General features: G+C 65.2%; 20 protein-coding genes. 19 read left to right on the forward strand and 1 reads right to left on the reverse strand.

All coding sequences use genetic code 11. The annotated features are described in order from the left end of the window. The first annotated feature begins 79 nt into the window (after positions 1-79). The 16 genes from rpsH to ACFQB0_RS12345 all read left to right on the forward strand — a co-directional run bounded on the left by rpsH (position 80) and on the right by ACFQB0_RS12345 (position 10,558). On the forward strand, positions 80-478 hold the full coding sequence (gene rpsH / locus ACFQB0_RS12270) for a 30S ribosomal protein S8 (protein WP_386732002.1): 399 nt from the start codon (positions 80-82) through the stop codon (positions 476-478). Between the two features lie 6 nt (positions 479-484). Continuing rightward, positions 485-1,021, forward strand: a complete 537-nt coding sequence (rplF, locus tag ACFQB0_RS12275) for a 50S ribosomal protein L6 (RefSeq protein WP_386732004.1) — start codon at positions 485-487, stop codon at positions 1,019-1,021. A gap of 2 nt (positions 1,022-1,023) precedes the next feature. Then, complete coding sequence (rplR, locus tag ACFQB0_RS12280) at positions 1,024-1,395, forward strand: 50S ribosomal protein L18 (RefSeq protein ID WP_386732007.1); 372 nt, start codon at positions 1,024-1,026, stop codon at positions 1,393-1,395. 26 nt (positions 1,396-1,421) lie between these two features. Continuing rightward, the gene (gene rpsE / locus ACFQB0_RS12285) at positions 1,422-2,090 is read left to right on the forward strand and encodes a 30S ribosomal protein S5 (protein WP_386732010.1); all 669 of its coding nucleotides are present in this window, start codon (positions 1,422-1,424) and stop codon (positions 2,088-2,090) included. Next, complete coding sequence (gene rpmD, locus ACFQB0_RS12290) at positions 2,090-2,275, forward strand: 50S ribosomal protein L30 (protein ID WP_386732013.1); 186 nt, start codon at positions 2,090-2,092, stop codon at positions 2,273-2,275. The genes rpsE and rpmD overlap by 1 nt, the downstream gene beginning before the upstream one ends. Next, on the forward strand, positions 2,275-2,943 hold the full coding sequence (gene rplO, locus ACFQB0_RS12295; RefSeq protein WP_386732016.1) for a 50S ribosomal protein L15: 669 nt from the start codon (positions 2,275-2,277) through the stop codon (positions 2,941-2,943). Before rpmD ends, rplO begins: the two co-directional genes overlap by 1 nt. 126 nt (positions 2,944-3,069) lie before the next feature. Beyond that, the gene (gene secY / locus ACFQB0_RS12300) at positions 3,070-4,392 is read left to right on the forward strand and encodes a preprotein translocase subunit SecY (protein ID WP_386732019.1); all 1,323 of its coding nucleotides are present in this window, start codon (positions 3,070-3,072) and stop codon (positions 4,390-4,392) included. Continuing rightward, positions 4,389-5,027 carry an adenylate kinase gene (locus tag ACFQB0_RS12305; RefSeq protein ID WP_386732022.1) on the forward strand — a complete coding sequence of 213 codons (639 nt, stop codon included), beginning with the start codon at positions 4,389-4,391 and terminating at the stop codon, positions 5,025-5,027. The genes secY and ACFQB0_RS12305 overlap by 4 nt, the downstream gene beginning before the upstream one ends. A gap of 11 nt (positions 5,028-5,038) precedes the next feature. After that, entirely contained in the window at positions 5,039-5,872 is an 834-nt protein-coding gene (gene map / locus ACFQB0_RS12310) for a type I methionyl aminopeptidase (protein ID WP_386732025.1), read from the forward strand. Between the two features lie 348 nt (positions 5,873-6,220). After that, on the forward strand, positions 6,221-6,442 hold the full coding sequence (gene infA, locus ACFQB0_RS12315; protein WP_021759551.1) for a translation initiation factor IF-1: 222 nt from the start codon (positions 6,221-6,223) through the stop codon (positions 6,440-6,442). 67 nt (positions 6,443-6,509) lie between these two features. Beyond that, the gene (gene rpmJ, locus ACFQB0_RS12320) at positions 6,510-6,623 is read left to right on the forward strand and encodes a 50S ribosomal protein L36 (RefSeq protein WP_011186712.1); all 114 of its coding nucleotides are present in this window, start codon (positions 6,510-6,512) and stop codon (positions 6,621-6,623) included. A 159-nt stretch (positions 6,624-6,782) separates the two neighbouring features. Further along, on the forward strand, positions 6,783-7,157 hold the full coding sequence (gene rpsM, locus ACFQB0_RS12325; RefSeq protein WP_386732030.1) for a 30S ribosomal protein S13: 375 nt from the start codon (positions 6,783-6,785) through the stop codon (positions 7,155-7,157). Between the two features lie 45 nt (positions 7,158-7,202). Beyond that, on the forward strand, positions 7,203-7,601 hold the full coding sequence (gene rpsK / locus ACFQB0_RS12330; protein WP_055821293.1) for a 30S ribosomal protein S11: 399 nt from the start codon (positions 7,203-7,205) through the stop codon (positions 7,599-7,601). Between the two features lie 161 nt (positions 7,602-7,762). Continuing rightward, positions 7,763-8,752 carry a DNA-directed RNA polymerase subunit alpha gene (locus ACFQB0_RS12335; protein WP_386732034.1) on the forward strand — a complete coding sequence of 330 codons (990 nt, stop codon included), beginning with the start codon at positions 7,763-7,765 and terminating at the stop codon, positions 8,750-8,752. Between the two features lie 66 nt (positions 8,753-8,818). After that, complete coding sequence (gene rplQ / locus ACFQB0_RS12340; RefSeq protein WP_386732037.1) at positions 8,819-9,403, forward strand: 50S ribosomal protein L17; 585 nt, start codon at positions 8,819-8,821, stop codon at positions 9,401-9,403. A gap of 114 nt (positions 9,404-9,517) precedes the next feature. Then, on the forward strand, positions 9,518-10,558 hold the full coding sequence (locus ACFQB0_RS12345; RefSeq protein ID WP_386732039.1) for a GNAT family N-acetyltransferase: 1,041 nt from the start codon (positions 9,518-9,520) through the stop codon (positions 10,556-10,558). A 153-nt stretch (positions 10,559-10,711) separates the two neighbouring features. On the opposite strand, the gene ACFQB0_RS12350 is transcribed toward ACFQB0_RS12345, so the two are convergent. Beyond that, positions 10,712-12,568, reverse strand: coding sequence for an acyltransferase family protein (locus ACFQB0_RS12350; RefSeq protein WP_386732042.1), 1,857 nt, complete (start codon positions 12,566-12,568; stop codon positions 10,712-10,714). Between the two features lie 172 nt (positions 12,569-12,740). On the opposite strand from ACFQB0_RS12350, the gene truA reads away from it, so the two are divergent. The 3 genes from truA (at position 12,741) to rpsI (ending at position 14,759) form a co-directional block, all read left to right on the forward strand. Continuing rightward, on the forward strand, positions 12,741-13,604 hold the full coding sequence (truA, locus tag ACFQB0_RS12355; RefSeq protein WP_386732805.1) for a tRNA pseudouridine(38-40) synthase TruA: 864 nt from the start codon (positions 12,741-12,743) through the stop codon (positions 13,602-13,604). Positions 13,605-13,775: 171 nt separating this feature from the next. Next, positions 13,776-14,222, forward strand: coding sequence for a 50S ribosomal protein L13 (gene rplM, locus ACFQB0_RS12360; protein ID WP_386732045.1), 447 nt, complete (start codon positions 13,776-13,778; stop codon positions 14,220-14,222). A 51-nt stretch (positions 14,223-14,273) separates the two neighbouring features. Then, a complete protein-coding gene (gene rpsI / locus ACFQB0_RS12365; protein ID WP_386732047.1) occupies positions 14,274-14,759 on the forward strand; it encodes a 30S ribosomal protein S9 in 486 nt (161 codons plus the stop codon). The last annotated feature ends 3 nt before the right edge of the window (positions 14,760-14,762 follow it).

Consider the following 14,762-nt stretch of genomic DNA (forward strand, 5'->3'; position numbering starts at 1 on the left):
ACATCCGTCCGGTCTCCAGCACCACAGGTCGGCCCCCTTGTAAAGGGTGTCGAAACCTGGTGAACGAAGGAAACACGAAATGACGATGACAGATCCGGTCGCAGACATGCTGACCAGACTGCGCAACGCTAACTCTGCGTACCACGACACCGTGTCCATGCCGCACAGCAAGCTCAAGTCGCACATTGCCGAGATCCTCAAGAAAGAGGGTTACATCGCGGGTTTCGAGGTCGCCGACGCCACCGTCGGACAGACCCTCACGCTGAACCTCAAGTTCGGGCCGAACCGTGAGCGTTCGATCGCCGGCATCAAGCGCGTCTCGAAGCCGGGTCTCCGCGTGTACGCGAAGTCCACTGAGATCCCCACGGTGCTCGGCGGCCTCGGCGTCGCCATCCTGTCCACCTCCAGCGGCCTCCTCACGGACCGTCAGGCAGAGAAGAAGGGCGTGGGTGGGGAAGTCCTCGCCTACGTGTGGTAGCCGAACATGTCACGTATTGGTCGACTCCCCATTGAGATCCCCGCCGGCGTCACCGTGACGATCGACGGCCAGGATGTCACCGTCACCGGCCCGAAGGGCGAGCTCTCGCTCGTCGTCGCCGCCCCCATCGAGGCCAAGGTCGAGGAGAACCAGGTTCTCGTCACCCGTCCGGATGATGAGCGCGACTCGCGTTCGCTGCACGGACTCACGCGTACGCTGATCGCCAACCAGATCGTCGGCGTCACCCAGGGCTACTCCAAGGGCCTCGAGATTGTCGGCACCGGCTACCGCGTCGCCCAGAAGGGCAGCGCGGTCGAGTTCGCGCTCGGATTCTCGCACCCGGTCGTCGTCGATGCGCCCGCGGGCATCACCTTCACGGTCGAGGGCAACAATAAAGTCACCGTTGCCGGTATCGACAAGCAGGCCGTCGGCGAGGTTGCCGCCAACATCCGCAAGATCAAGAAGCCGGAGCCCTATAAGGGCAAGGGCATCCGCTACGCCGGCGAGGTTGTCCGTCGTAAGGCCGGAAAGGCTGGTAAGTAACCATGGGTCTCGGAACCAGAGGCAAGAGCAAGTCGGCTGCGCGCACTCGTCGCCACACCCGGCTTCGCAAGAAGATCGAGGGCACCGCGACCCGTCCGCGCCTCGTCGTCACCCGTTCGGCACGTCACGTCTTCGTGCAGGTCGTGGACGACAGCAAGGGCAACACCGTGGCCTCCGCGTCGACCATGGAAGCAGAGCTGCGCGGCTTCGATGGCGACAAGACGGCGAAGGCTCGCAAGGTCGGCGAACTCGTCGCCGAGCGTGCCAAGCAGGCCGGCATCGAGGCCGTCGTATTTGACCGTGGAGGTAGCAAGTACGCGGGTCGCGTGGCTGCTATCGCCGAGGGAGCGCGAGAGGCAGGGCTGAACCTGTGAGCGAGAACATCATTAAGGAGCAAGAGGTGGCTGCAGAGGCGCCGGTGGAGACTGCTGCATCGACGGCTGGAGCGCAGAACGAGCCTCGCGAGGCACGTCGCGGCGGCCGTGAGCGCAACCCCAACCGTGATCGTGGCACCCGCGATGCCGAGAAGAGCCAGTTTCTGGAGCGCGTTGTGACCATCAACCGCGTTTCCAAGGTGGTCAAGGGCGGGCGTCGCTTCAGCTTCACCGCCCTCGTGGTCGTCGGAGACGGCAACGGACTCGTCGGCGTGGGCTACGGCAAGGCCCGTGAGGTGCCGACGGCCATCTCGAAGGGTGTCGAGGAGGCGAAGAAGAACTTCTTCCGCGTGCCCCGTGTCGGCAGCACCATCCCGCACCCTGTGCAGGGCGAGGCCGCTGCTGGTGTCGTGCTGCTTCGTCCGGCCGCTGCCGGTACCGGCGTCATCGCCGGTGGCCCGGTGCGCGCCGTGCTCGAATGCGCCGGCATCCACGACGTCTTGAGCAAGTCGCTCGGTTCGTCGAACACCATCAACATCGTGCACGCAACGGTCGAGGCCCTGCAGCAGCTCGAGGAGCCTCGTGCCGTTGCCGCCCGTCGTGGCCTCGCCTACGATGAGGTCGCCCCGGCCCGTCTCCTGCGTGCCGAGGCCCAGGCGGCCGAGGCCGCAGCAGCGGCGAAGGCAGGTGCGTGATGGCCGCGCGTCTCAAAGTGACACAGATCAAGTCCAAAGTTAGTGAGAAGCAGAACCAGCGCGACACGCTTCGCAGCCTGGGACTCAAGCGCATCGGTGACGTCGTGGTTCGTGAGGACAATCCTCAGAACCGTGGCTACGTCAGGACGGTCGCTCACCTGGTGAAGGTCGAGGAGATTGACTAATGGCTGAGGCCAAGGAAACTGCAGAGAAGGAAGCCGTCAAGGCTTCGGCCAAGAAGGCTGCCGCACAGGCGGCTACCGAGAAGGCTCCGGCCAAGGCGGCTACCGAGAAGGCTCCGGCCAAGGCGGCTACCGAGAAGGCTCCGGCCAAGGCGGCTACCGAGAAGGCTCCGGCCAAGGCGGCTACCGTCAAGACCCCGGCCAAGAAGGCTGCCGAGCCGGAGGGGACCCGTGAGCAGGTGTTGAAGGTGCACCACCTTCGTCCGGCTCCCGGTGCCAAGAAGGCCCGCACGCGGGTCGGCCGCGGTGAGGGATCCAAAGGTAAGACCGCGGGTCGTGGAACCAAGGGGACCAAGGCGCGCTACCAGGTCAGGATCGGTTTCGAGGGCGGGCAGATGCCGCTGCACATGCGTACCCCGAAGCTTCGTGGGTTCAAGAACCCGTTCCGCGTGGAGTACCAGGTCGTCAACCTGGAGAAGCTCGCCGAACTCTATCCGGCGGGGGGCGATGTCACCATCGGCGACCTCGTCGCGAAGGGGGCCGTTCGCAAGAACGAGAAGGTCAAGGTTCTCGGCAATGGCGACATTGCGGTTAAGCTGAACGTTGCGGTCGACAAGGTCTCCGGTTCCGCCGAGCAGAAGATCGTCGCCGCAGGCGGGTCAGTCAAGTAGTAGTACACATACTGTTGATCGAGCCTGTCGAGACCTCGCGTATGATTCGTGAGGATCTCGACAGGCTCGAGTCGCACTGTGTGCAGCAGACAGTGACTGATTCCTCACAGGAAAACAGGAGGCCTTGTGTTTAGCGCCATCGCGCGGATCTTCCGCACGCCGGATCTTCGGAAGAAGATCGGGTTCACCCTGGGTATCGTCGCCCTGTTCCGGTTGGGGTCGTTCATTCCCGCCCCGTTCGTGGACTTCGGCAAAGTGCAAGCCTGTCTTGCGGCCAATCAGGGAACCTCAGGCCTCTATGAGCTCGTCAACCTCTTCAGCGGTGGCGCCTTGCTCCAGCTGTCGATCTTCGCTCTGGGCATCATGCCGTACATCACGGCATCGATCATCGTGCAGTTGCTGCGCGTGGTCATCCCTCACTTCGACACCCTCTACAAAGAAGGCCAGGCCGGCCAGGGCCGCCTGACCCAGTACACCCGCTATCTCACGATCGCCCTGGGCGTGTTGCAGTCGACGACGCTCATCACGGTCGCGCGCAGCGGTGCCCTGTTCGGCACATCCGCCAGTTCCGAGTGCTCGCAGCTCATCACGAACGACTCCTGGTACGCGATCATGCTCATGGTCGTCACGATGACTGCTGGAACCGGCCTCATCATGTGGATGGGCGAGCTCATCACCGAGCGCGGCATCGGCAACGGCATGTCCCTGCTGATCTTCACCTCGATCGCCGCGCGTTTCCCCGTGTCGCTCTGGGCGATCTCGCAGGCCAAGGGACTCGATGTCTTTCTCATCGTCATCGCCATCGGCCTCCTCGTCGTGGGACTCGTGGTCTTCGTCGAACAGTCGCAGCGACGGATTCCCGTGCAGTACGCGAAACGCATGGTCGGGCGCCGCACTTACGGCGGCAACAACACGTACATCCCGATCAAGGTGAACATGGCAGGTGTCGTGCCTGTCATCTTCGCGTCGTCGCTGCTCTATCTGCCGGCATTGATCGCGCAGTTCAACCAACCAGCGGCCGGGCAGGAACCGGCGTCGTGGGTTGTCTGGATCACGAACTATCTGACCAAGGGCGACCACCCGCTCTACATGCTGCTGTACTTCCTTCTCATCGTCGGGTTCACCTACTTCTACGTCGCGATCACCTTCAACCCCGAAGAGGTCGCCGACAACATGAAGAAGTACGGCGGCTTCATCCCCGGAATCCGCGCCGGACGTCCGACCGCAGAGTATCTCGACTACGTACTGACCCGGGTGACGCTCCCCGGCTCGATCTACCTAGGCCTGATAGCGCTCCTGCCTCTGATCGCGTTCTCAGCGGTCGGTGCCGACCAGAACTTCCCGTTCGGCGGCGCGTCCATCCTGATCATCGTTGGTGTGGGTCTTGAGACGGTCAAGCAGATCGACTCTCAGCTGCAGCAGCGGCACTACGAAGGGCTGCTGCGATGACCCCGACCGCCGAGGAGCGCAATCGCGAGCGCGGCGCCCGGCTGTTGATCGTCGGACCGCCGGGTGCGGGAAAGGGCACGCAGGCGCTGCGTATCGCATCGACCTTCGGCATCCCCGATGTGTCCACCGGTGACATCTTCCGCCATCACATCAAGAACCAGACACCGCTCGGCGTGCAGGTCAAAGCGATCGTCGACGCCGGCGACTACGTTCCCGACGCCCTCACGAACGCGATCGTCACGGAGCGCCTGACCGAGGAGGACGCCCGTAACGGCTTTCTGCTCGACGGCTACCCGCGCACGGTCGACCAGGTCGCGTACCTCGACCAGTTGCTCGAAGAGAAAGGGCAGCCGCTCGAGGCCGTCGTCCGCCTCGTCGCCGACCAGGATGAGATCGTGGCCCGCCTCAGCAAGCGTGCCCTCGAGCAAGGCCGAGTGGACGACTCGGAAGAGGCGATCCGCCACCGCCAGGAGGTGTACGCCCGTGAGACGGCACCGCTGGTCGACGTCTACCGCGACCGCGGCCTGCTTATCGACATCGACGGGCTGGGATCGGTCGACGATGTCGGTGAACGCGTGGCTTCGGCGCTCGCGGCACACGGCATCGGCGAGTTCGACGTCGTCGCCGCCTCCTGAACGCACCCGTCATGGGTCTTCGACGTTCTTCGATCTACAAGTCGCCGGACGAGCTGCGGCGGATGATCGTCCCCGGTCTGACGACGGCGGTTGCTCTGGCGGCGGTGCGTGAGGCGATCCGTCCCGGCGTGACTCCGCTCGAGCTCGACGCGATCGCCGAGGCGATGATCGTCGAGCGCGGTGGCCGCTCGAACTTCAAGCTGGTCCCCGGCTACCGGCACACGCTGTGCATCTCGGTGAACGCGGATGTCGTGCACGGCATTCCCGGTAGCCGCGCGATCGAGCCGGGCGACATCGTCTCGGTCGACGGTGGCGCCGACGTGGGCGGCTGGAACGGCGACTCGGCGTTCACGGTCGTGGTCCCGGATGCTGCGCGTCCCGAACTCGTCGAGGCGCGGCGGCGGCTCTCCGATGTCACCGAGCAGTCGCTGTGGCGCGGCATCGCCCGCCTGGCACGCGCTCGCCACCTCAACGAGGTCGGCGATTCCGTGCAGGGTTTCATCGAGTCGCAAGGCGACTACGGCATCCTGACCGAATATGTCGGGCACGGCATCGGCCGGGACATGCATGAGGAGCCGCCGGTCTTCAACTACCGTGTGCGTCAGAAGGGTCCGGAGGTCAAGGCCGGACTCGTGGTCGCGATCGAACCCATGGTCGTCTCGGGTGACGTCGACACCTTCGTCCGGGACGACGACTGGACCGTCACGACCGTCGACGGCGGTGACGCGGCGCACTGGGAGCACAGTGTCGCGGTGCATCGGGGCGGCATCTGGGTGCTCACGGCGGAGGACGGCGGCACGGCCGCTCTCGAACCCCTCGGTGTCTCTCCCGTTCCTATACCGTAGCCGGGTGCGACGGCGTCGGCAGACGCGGCCTGGCGGCAACTGTTCCTCCAAGCCTCCGTCTAGGCGGAGGCCTGACCGCGGTCGGCCACGTCTCGTCGCAACTGGCGCGCCCCTCCGGAAGACACGCACGGGGTGGCGCTCAGCTTCGGTAGCGACTGGACGCCAGGGTGCCTTGGCCGCGCGAATGATACATCGGGACTTGGCAAAACACACGCATATCCCATAGGATTGATCCTTGGTGTTTTGCGCACGTTTTTGTGCGCCTGGCGGCGATGGAAATCGTCGAGAAGCAGAACTCCGCAATCCGACGCAAGACCAGCATCCACAACTTTTAGCGACGAAGAGGCTATGGCCAAAAAAGACGGTGTCATCGAAATCGAGGGCTCGGTTGTCGAAGCTCTGCCCAACGCAATGTTTCGCGTAGAGCTCACGAACGGGCACAAGGTTCTTGCCCACATCTCGGGCAAGATGCGCCAGCACTACATCCGCATCCTCCCCGAGGACCGCGTGATCGTGGAACTGAGCCCCTACGACCTGACCCGTGGCCGGATCGTCTACCGCTACAAGTAAGCCGATGCTGTAAGTAACGGCCCGTGGCATCCCACGGGTACGAGGACAGCGAACACAAGGAACCACAATGAAGGTCAACCCCAGCGTCAAGAAGATCTGCGACAAGTGCAAGGTCATCCGTCGCAACGGACGCGTCATGGTCATCTGCGAGAACCCGCGTCACAAGCAGCGCCAGGGCTAGAATCCGCCGCGCGGTTCTCGCGGCAGAACAACTGAACAACGCAATCGCAACTCCAGGAACCCGCACCGTCTCGCGAGAGGCGACCGGGGGACACCTTCGGTTGGAGGCCGAGGCACCGGAGTTGCACCACACCTCCATTCACTCACAGGAGAAGCCACAATGGCACGTCTAGCAGGCGTTGACATACCGCGCGAGAAGCGCGTGGAAGTTGCACTGACTTACATCTACGGTGTTGGCCGCACTCGCGCGCTCAAAACCCTCGCCGACACAGAGATCGACGGGAACATCCGCGTCAAGGACCTCAGCGACGAGCAGCTCGTCGCGCTCCGCGACTACATCGAAGGCACCTACAAGGTTGAGGGCGACCTTCGTCGCGAGGTCGCCGCTGACATCCGTCGTAAGGTCGAGATCGGCTCCTACGAGGGCATCCGCCACCGCCGCGGTCTGCCCGTGCGCGGTCAGCGCACCAAGACCAACGCTCGTACCCGCAAGGGCCCGAAGCGCACCGTGGCCGGCAAGAAGAAGGCCCGCTAGGCCCCCGGGCCAGCCCGCCTCGCCTTTTAGGATTCAGGAGAAATCATGGCAGCACCCAAGTCGGCCGTTCGCAAGCCGCGCAAGAAGGAAAAGAAGAACATCGCCGTGGGCCAGGCCCACATCAAGAGCACCTTCAACAACACCATCGTCTCGATCACCGACACCACCGGTGCGGTCATCAGCTGGGCCTCGTCCGGCGGCGTCGGCTTCAAGGGTTCACGCAAGTCGACCCCGTTCGCCGCGCAGCTCGCCGCGGAGTCGGCGGCGCGCCAGGCTCAGGAGCACGGCATGAAGAAGGTCGACGTCTTCGTCAAGGGACCGGGTTCCGGCCGTGAGACCGCGATCCGTTCGCTGCAGGCGGCCGGCCTCGAGGTCGGCTCGATCAACGACGTCACCCCGCAGGCGCACAACGGATGCCGCCCGCCGAAGCGCCGCCGCGTCTGACCCCCTTCTGCTGGTCGAGTGTTTCGAGACCGCCTGAGCAGGCGTGATCTCGGCTGCTCGGCCAACGACACGTTCCTTCTAAAACTCCATACCGCCGGGCCAGCCACCCGGTTGCCAACGCAAGTGTCATATAGCGGACACTTAGCCGAAAGGAATCAACAGTGCTTATTGCACAGCGTCCAACGCTCACCGAAGAGAACATCTCAGAGTTCCGTTCGCGGTTCGTGATCGAGCCCCTCGAGCCCGGTTTCGGTTACACCCTCGGTAACTCACTTCGTCGCACTCTGCTCTCCTCGATTCCAGGCGCTGCTGTCACCAGCATCCGCATCGACGGCGTGCTGCACGAGTTCAGCACCGTTCCCGGTGTCAAAGAGGATGTCACCGAGATCATCCTGAACATCAAGGGTCTCGTCGTATCGAGCGAGCACGACGAGCCGATCACCGCCTACCTGCGCAAGCAGGGCGCCGGCCAGGTCACCGCCGCCGACATCTCGGCTCCCGCCGGTGTCGAGGTGCACAACCCCGAACTCGTCATCGCAACCCTCAACGACAAGGCCAAGTTCGAGCTCGAACTCACGATCGAGCGTGGCCGCGGCTACGTGTCGGCCACCCAGAACCGCAACGAGTACAGCGAAGCCGGTCAGATCCCGGTCGACTCGATCTACTCGCCGGTGCTCAAGGTGACCTACCGTGTCGAGGCGACCCGTGCCGGAGAGCGCACCGACTTCGATCGCCTCGTGGTCGATGTCGAGACGAAGTCGGCGATCAGCCCCCGTGACGCGATCGCATCTGCCGGTCGCACCCTGACCGAGCTGTTCGGCCTCGCTCGTGAGCTCAACACCGCCGCAGAGGGCATCGAGATCGGTCCTGCGCCGGTCGACGCCGTGCTCTCGAGCGAGCTCTCGATTCCGATCGAGGACCTTGACCTCTCGGTGCGCTCGTACAACTGCCTCAAGCGCGAGGGCATCAACAACGTCAGTGAACTGGTCGCCCTCTCGGAGACGCAGCTCATGAACATCCGCAACTTCGGACAGAAGTCGGTGGATGAGGTCAAAGACAAGCTCGTCGAGCTCGGCCTGTCGCTCAAGGACTCCGTGCCCGGCTTCGACGGCGCGCACTTCTACAGCGGCTACGACGACGCGAACAACTAGCGCCTCGAAGAACTCAGGCTCGTTGCAGAGCCTCCCACCACATTCTGATACTGGAGACACATAAAAATGCCTAAGCCAACCAAGGGCCCTCGCCTCGGAGGCGGTCCGGCACACGAGCGTCTGCTGCTCGCCAACCTGGCTGCCGCCTTGTTCACACACAAGTCGATCAAGACGACGGAGACCAAGGCCAAGCGCCTGCGTCCCATCGCCGAGCGGCTCATCACCTTCGCGAAGCGCGGAGACCTCCACGCTCGCCGTCGTGTGCTCGCCGTCATCGGTGACAAGTCCGTCGTGCACGAGCTGTTCACCGAGATCGCGCCGCTCGTCGCCGAGCGTGAGGGCGGCTACACCCGCATCACTAAGCTTGGCTTCCGCAAGGGAGACAACGCATCGATGGTGCAGATCGAGCTCGTGCTCGAGCCGGTGACCCCGAAGGCGAAGCCGGCGAAGGCTGCCGCCAAGGCCGAGAAGCCGGTTGCCGCCGAGGAGGCTGGCGCTGAAGAAACCAGCACTGAGAGCTCCGAGGACGCCAGTGCCGAGGAGATCGCCGTCGATGAGACTGCAGCCGCTGATGCAGCCGCGCCCGAGGTCGATGGAGAGACCGCTGAGTCCTCTGTCGAGAAGGCAGCAGCCGAGGTCGACGAGAAGTAACGAGCCTCCGCTCCCTGCGAGCCCCGGGCGTCCACGGATGTCCGGGGCTTTCCGCATCCGGCAAAGTCTGGGGCGGATTCGCGCGTGCCGTGTCCGGCCTTCTAGGGTATAGGCATGGTTGAGCACCTCACCCCACTGCGCCGTCGGGTCGACGGGCCGGTCGAAACGCCGGAGCTCCGGCACCCGGATATCGCGCAATGGCGGCCGGCGACGGAGGCCGACATCGACGACATCGTCGAGCTGGAGCAGGCGATGGGCCGAGTCGACCACCCCAACTTCCTCGCGACGCGAGAGGAGGTCGCCGAGCCCTTCGGACTCTCACACTTCGACGCCGAGAAGGATTCCCTCGTGGCACGCGGCTACGATGGCGGGCTGCTCGCGAGCGGCATCGTCGTCGTTCCGCCCGGGCAGGAGACGCTCGTGCGTGCATTCCTCGGCGGCGGTGTGCGCCCGGAAGCCCGTGGCCGCGGCATCGGACGGCAACTCCTGGACTGGCAGCTCGCGCGAGCGCGTCAGCATTTCGCGGCATCCGATAAGCCATTGCCGGGCTGGATCATGGTCTACACGGATGAGCGCGCCCCGCAGAACATGCGACTCTACGAGGATGCAGGGCTGAGCCTCTCGCGCTACTTCCTCTCACTCGAACGCGTGCTCGCCGAGCCCATTCGCGCCTTCGAGCCTCCACAGGGTGTGCGCGTCGTGCCGTACTCAGACGAACTCAGCGAGATGGTGCGGCTCGCCCGCAACGAGGCGTTCCAGGATCACTGGGGCAGCCAATCCACCGACGCGGAGAGTTGGGCGTCGTTCGTCGATGCCGAGGTCTTTCGCCCCGATCTCTCTTTCGTCGTCGTCGCAGACCGGCCGGACACCGACCGGGTGGTGGGCTTCTTGCTCTCGACGGTGAACGAGGCCGACTGGGTCGAACAGGGCTTCACCGGAAGCCATGTCGCGCTCGTCGGCGTCGTGCGGGAGTGGCGCGGAAAACACATCGCGCAGACACTGCTCGCCGCTCAGCTCGAGGCGGGTCGCGCGGCGGGGTACGAGCGGGTGACCCTCGACGTCGACTCCGACAGCCCGACGGGTGCGCTCGGCCTATACACCGGTATGGGCTACCGTCCGGTGTATCGCGAGTTGAGCTTCGTGCGGGAGTATTGAGCCAGCAGATGCTCTTTGCCAGAGTGTCTGCTCCTCATGCGGGCCGCCGCCGTCGGCGCTCCAATAGCGCTCGTTAGCACAAGGAGCGCAGGATCGGATGGCGCGGACCGTGTGGCGTGGGACGGAGCGGTGCGGGCTTGATCGGGGGCCGTTTCATCGGTAGCCGCCGGGGCCCGGCAGCGGCGGCGGTTCGACCAGACGCCGCAGCGCCGCCATGATGCTGTCCGCATAGATCTGCGCGCCGGTCGGTCCTGGGTGTATGTTGTCGTCCGCGAGTACGTCGGTGTGCGTCGCGATCGCGTCGTGCCAGTTCGCCAGTTCGACGTTGCGATTGCGCGCAGAGCAGTCTGCGAGCATCTCGTTGACCCCCACGGTCCAGTCCCGGTCGGCGAAGGCGTTCACGAGCACGATGGAACGATCGGGACCGACGATATCGAGCACCCGGTCGAGGGAGTCCTGCTCGATCGGACCGTTCGTTCCAAGGCCGAGAACGACGACGGTGCGCAGAGCTCCGGCCTGGTCGAGGGCGGAAAGTATGTCCGGTGCGGCATACAAGCCTCGCGAGACACTCGCGTCGATGGCGATGCCCGGGAAGGCGGCCTGCAGCTCTGGCGCGGATGCGAGCATAACCGAGTCGCCGACGGCCGTGATCTGATCGCCGCCGGGAATCCGGGCAAGGGTGGGCGTCGGCGTGGATGGCGGAGGAGCGGACGGCGGAGAGGCATCCAGAGCCTCCTGCCCCTGCTGGATCCTGGTCTGTGCGGTGGTCGTCTCAGGTGCGGAGACGATCGCTGCGCCGGTCCCGACGCAGAGCAGGACTCCCAACACTGCGGCCGCCGCGACGAACTGGCGGCGGGTGCGGGAACGACGGGCGATGCGCCCCGCAGCTGGCAGGAGTCCGCGCAGACCATGACGGCGTATGGGCTGTTCCAGCAAGCGATAGGAGAGCAGTGCGGCGACAACGCTGATGATGAGGGCGACGAGGCCGGTGCCGACGACCGCCCCGGGATCCGACATCCGCGCCGGCCAGACTGCACGTACGAGCACGATGACGGGCCAGTGCCAGAGATAGATCCCGTAGGAACGCTCGCCGATGAAACGGAGCGGTGCGGTATCGAGAAAGCGTCCCAGGCGCCTGCCCCGGATCGCAGCCAAGATCACGGCTGCCGTGAGCAGGCTCGCGATGAAGAGGCCGCCACGATAGCTCGCGGAGTCGGTCTCGGGAAGGAACCAGAAGAACAGGACGATGCCCAGCAAAGCCACGATCCCGACCCAGGGAAGTACTCGATCCTCGAAGCGGGAGAAGGCCGCGGCGACGATCGGTCGTGCGAGAGGCCGCGCCGTGGTGAGCAGAGCGAGGGTTGCGCCGATCGTGAGGCCAAAGCCATGCGTGTCGGAGCCGTAGTAGACGCGTGTCGGGTCGCCGCCGGGCTCGTAGAGCGCGGCCATCCAGATGCCGGACGCCATCGCCAGGCCGGCGACGAGCGCGATGCGGAGTCGTGCGTTCCGAAGCAGCAGCAGGCCAAGCAGAGCGATCGGCCAGACGAGGTAGAACTGTTCCTCGACCGCGAGGGACCAGAGATTGCGTAGCAGTTCCGGCGCACTCGCGCTGAAGTAGTTCGCGTCGCTCGCGATCGACAGCCAGTTGTAGCTGAAGGTCGCCGCGCCGAGCACCTGCCAGCCGAGTCCGACGAGCACGTCTCCTTCGATGACCCACGCGGCCGTGCAACTCGCGACGACCACGATGGCGAGCGCCGGGACGAGGCGCCGGACCCGGCGCTGCCAGAACCGCCCGAGTGAGATCCGACCGGTCGCGTCTCGTTCGGCGACGAGCAGGCGGGTGATGAGGAACCCGCTGATGACGAAGAACACATCGACGCCGACGAAGCCGCCGGGAAGCGCCTGCGGGAAAAGATGGTAGGCAACCACCGCAGCGACAGCCAGTGCCCGGAGTCCGTCGAGCCCCGAGAACCGTGCAGGGTTCGCCGCTTCGCCCGAGCCAGAGGGCACGGGTCGTATGGAAGAGGAAGCGGAAGCGGGATAGCTCATTGCGGGAGGTAGGACGGAGTCCGCTCCCTACCATAACCGCGCAAGCCAGCGCGCGCCTTCTAAACTGTCCGATGTGATCTCCTCGTTCGACGATGCCCTCGCCGTGGTCCCGGCCGAACCGGCCGAGCCGACGATGCGGGTTCGCCTCGACATCGCCTACGACGGCAGCGATTTCAACGGGTGGAGCCGGCAACCCGGTCAGCGCACCGTTCAGGGAGAGATCGAGTCGACGATGGCGACGGTTCTGCGGCGCAACCCGCCGGCTCCGACGCTTGTCGTCGCCGGTCGGACGGATGCCGGAGTGCACGCGCTCGGACAGGTGGCCCACCTCGACCTGACGCTCGCGCAGGCCGACAGCCTGCTGCGACCGCCACGCGGGCGGAATCTCTCTCGAGATGATGCCGACCCCGCTGCTGCGCTCGCCCGCAGGCTCAACGGCATCCTCGGGCAGCGTGCCGACATCGTGATCGCAGCGGGGAACGTCGTCTCGCCGGATTTCGACGCGCGCTTCAGCGCGATCTGGCGGCGGTACGAATACCGCATCGTCGATGTGCTCGCTGTGCGCGACCCGCTGCAACGCCACCGTACGATCTGGCTGCCCGGCCACCACGATGCCGATGCCATGGACGCAGCCGCGGAGAGTCTGTGCGGCCTGCACGACTTCGCCGCGTACTGCAAACCGCGCGAAGGAGCCACGACGATCCGCACTCTGCAGAGCTTCTGCTGGAAGCGGGAGGAGGACGGCGTGCTTGTCGCGCGCCTGCAGGCCGACGCCTTCTGCCACAGCATGGTGCGCGCTCTCGTCGGCGCATGCGTCGCCGTCGGAGAGGGCCGGATATCCGTTGCGGACGTCGTGCGCCTGCGCGACGACCTCCAGCGCACCATTGCCTTCACGGTCATGCCGGCGCGGGGTCTCACCCTCACGCAGGTCGGCTACCCCGATGACCTCGAGCTCGCGGCCCGCGCGGAACGGACGAGGGCCCGCCGTGCGCTGTGACGGCCAGGAATTGCCACAGAGGGTTAGAATCCCCTAGAGTAGATCGTTGGTGTCTGCGCCCGCTGGCGCGACACGCGAACGTGAGCCCTCCATCGACGCTGTTCCCCTCGGGAACACACCCGGAGCGGGATTCACGAACACCTCCGTTCGACACAGAAAGCAGCCACTACAGTGACGCGCACCTACACTCCGAAGGCCAATGAGATCCAGCGTGACTGGGTCGTCATCGACGCGACCGACGTCGTACTCGGCCGTCTCGCCAGCCACACCGCCGCCATTCTGCGTGGCAAGAACAAGCCGACGTTCACTCCGCACATGGACGGCGGCGACTTCGTCATCATCGTCAACGCGGAGAAGGTCGCCCTCACCGGTGCCAAGCTCGAGCAGAAGAAGGCCTACCGTCACTCGGGCTACCCGGGTGGTCTTACCGCCGTCACCTACTCAGAGCTGCTCGAGAAGAACCCGATCCGTGCCGTCGAGAAGGCCATCCGCGGCATGCTGCCGAAGAACTCCATCGGCCGCGCCCAGCTCAAGAAGCTCAAGGTCTACACCGGCCCGGAGCACCCGCACGCCGCGCAGCAGCCGAAGCCCTACATCCTGACCCAGGTCGCTCAGTAGCGCCGGGCTCCCCAGACTTCTCGACTCTTAAGACAAAGGACTCATACCATCGTGGCGAAGATCGCAGACCAGATTGACGCGGCTCCGGAGAGCTACTCGACCGAGACACCCGCGGATTCCGCCCCCAGTGCCCCTCGCGCGGTGCTCAACGTTCCCGGCGCGGCCGTCGGCCGACGCAAGCAAGCCATCGCCCGCGTGCGCATCGTTCCCGGTTCGGGCACTATCACGGTGAACAAGCGCGAATTCGCGGACTATTTTCCCAACAAGCTGCACCAGCAGCTCATCACCGACCCGTTCAAGGTGCTCGACCTCCTCGGCAGCTACGACGTGATCGCCCGCATCACCGGTGGCGGTCCCTCCGGCCAGGCCGGCGCGCTGCGCCTCGCGATCGCTCGTTCGCTCAATGAGATCGACCGTGAGAACAACCGTCCGGCCCTCAAGAAGGCCGGCTTCCTCACCCGTGACGCTCGCGTCATCGAGCGCAAGAAGGCCGGTCTCAAGAAGGCCCGCAAGGCGTCGCAGTTCTCGAAGCGCTAAGCC

It is taken from the genome of Luethyella okanaganae (genome assembly GCF_042660285.1).
GTDB classification, from domain to species: Bacteria; Actinomycetota; Actinomycetes; order Actinomycetales; family Microbacteriaceae; genus Luethyella; species Luethyella okanaganae.

What these genes read in the sequence shown, in the direction of transcription:
- rpsH (WP_386732002.1), top strand. Translation starts at nt 80, where the DNA reads ATGACGATGACAGATCCGGTCGCAGACATGCTGACCAGACTGCGCAAC.
- rplF (WP_386732004.1), top strand. Translation starts at nt 485, where the DNA reads ATGTCACGTATTGGTCGACTCCCCATTGAGATCCCCGCCGGCGTCACC.
- rplR (WP_386732007.1), top strand. Translation starts at nt 1,024, where the DNA reads ATGGGTCTCGGAACCAGAGGCAAGAGCAAGTCGGCTGCGCGCACTCGT.
- rpmD (WP_386732013.1), top strand. Translation starts at nt 2,090, where the DNA reads ATGGCCGCGCGTCTCAAAGTGACACAGATCAAGTCCAAAGTTAGTGAG.
- rplO (WP_386732016.1), top strand. Translation starts at nt 2,275, where the DNA reads ATGGCTGAGGCCAAGGAAACTGCAGAGAAGGAAGCCGTCAAGGCTTCG.
- ACFQB0_RS12305 (WP_386732022.1), top strand. Translation starts at nt 4,389, where the DNA reads ATGACCCCGACCGCCGAGGAGCGCAATCGCGAGCGCGGCGCCCGGCTG.
- map (WP_386732025.1), top strand. Translation starts at nt 5,039, where the DNA reads ATGGGTCTTCGACGTTCTTCGATCTACAAGTCGCCGGACGAGCTGCGG.
- infA (WP_021759551.1), top strand. Translation starts at nt 6,221, where the DNA reads ATGGCCAAAAAAGACGGTGTCATCGAAATCGAGGGCTCGGTTGTCGAA.
- rpmJ (WP_011186712.1), top strand. Translation starts at nt 6,510, where the DNA reads ATGAAGGTCAACCCCAGCGTCAAGAAGATCTGCGACAAGTGCAAGGTC.
- rpsM (WP_386732030.1), top strand. Translation starts at nt 6,783, where the DNA reads ATGGCACGTCTAGCAGGCGTTGACATACCGCGCGAGAAGCGCGTGGAA.
- rpsK (WP_055821293.1), top strand. Translation starts at nt 7,203, where the DNA reads ATGGCAGCACCCAAGTCGGCCGTTCGCAAGCCGCGCAAGAAGGAAAAG.
- rplQ (WP_386732037.1), top strand. Translation starts at nt 8,819, where the DNA reads ATGCCTAAGCCAACCAAGGGCCCTCGCCTCGGAGGCGGTCCGGCACAC.
- ACFQB0_RS12345 (WP_386732039.1), top strand. Translation starts at nt 9,518, where the DNA reads ATGGTTGAGCACCTCACCCCACTGCGCCGTCGGGTCGACGGGCCGGTC.
- truA (WP_386732805.1), top strand. Translation starts at nt 12,741, where the DNA reads ATGCGGGTTCGCCTCGACATCGCCTACGACGGCAGCGATTTCAACGGG.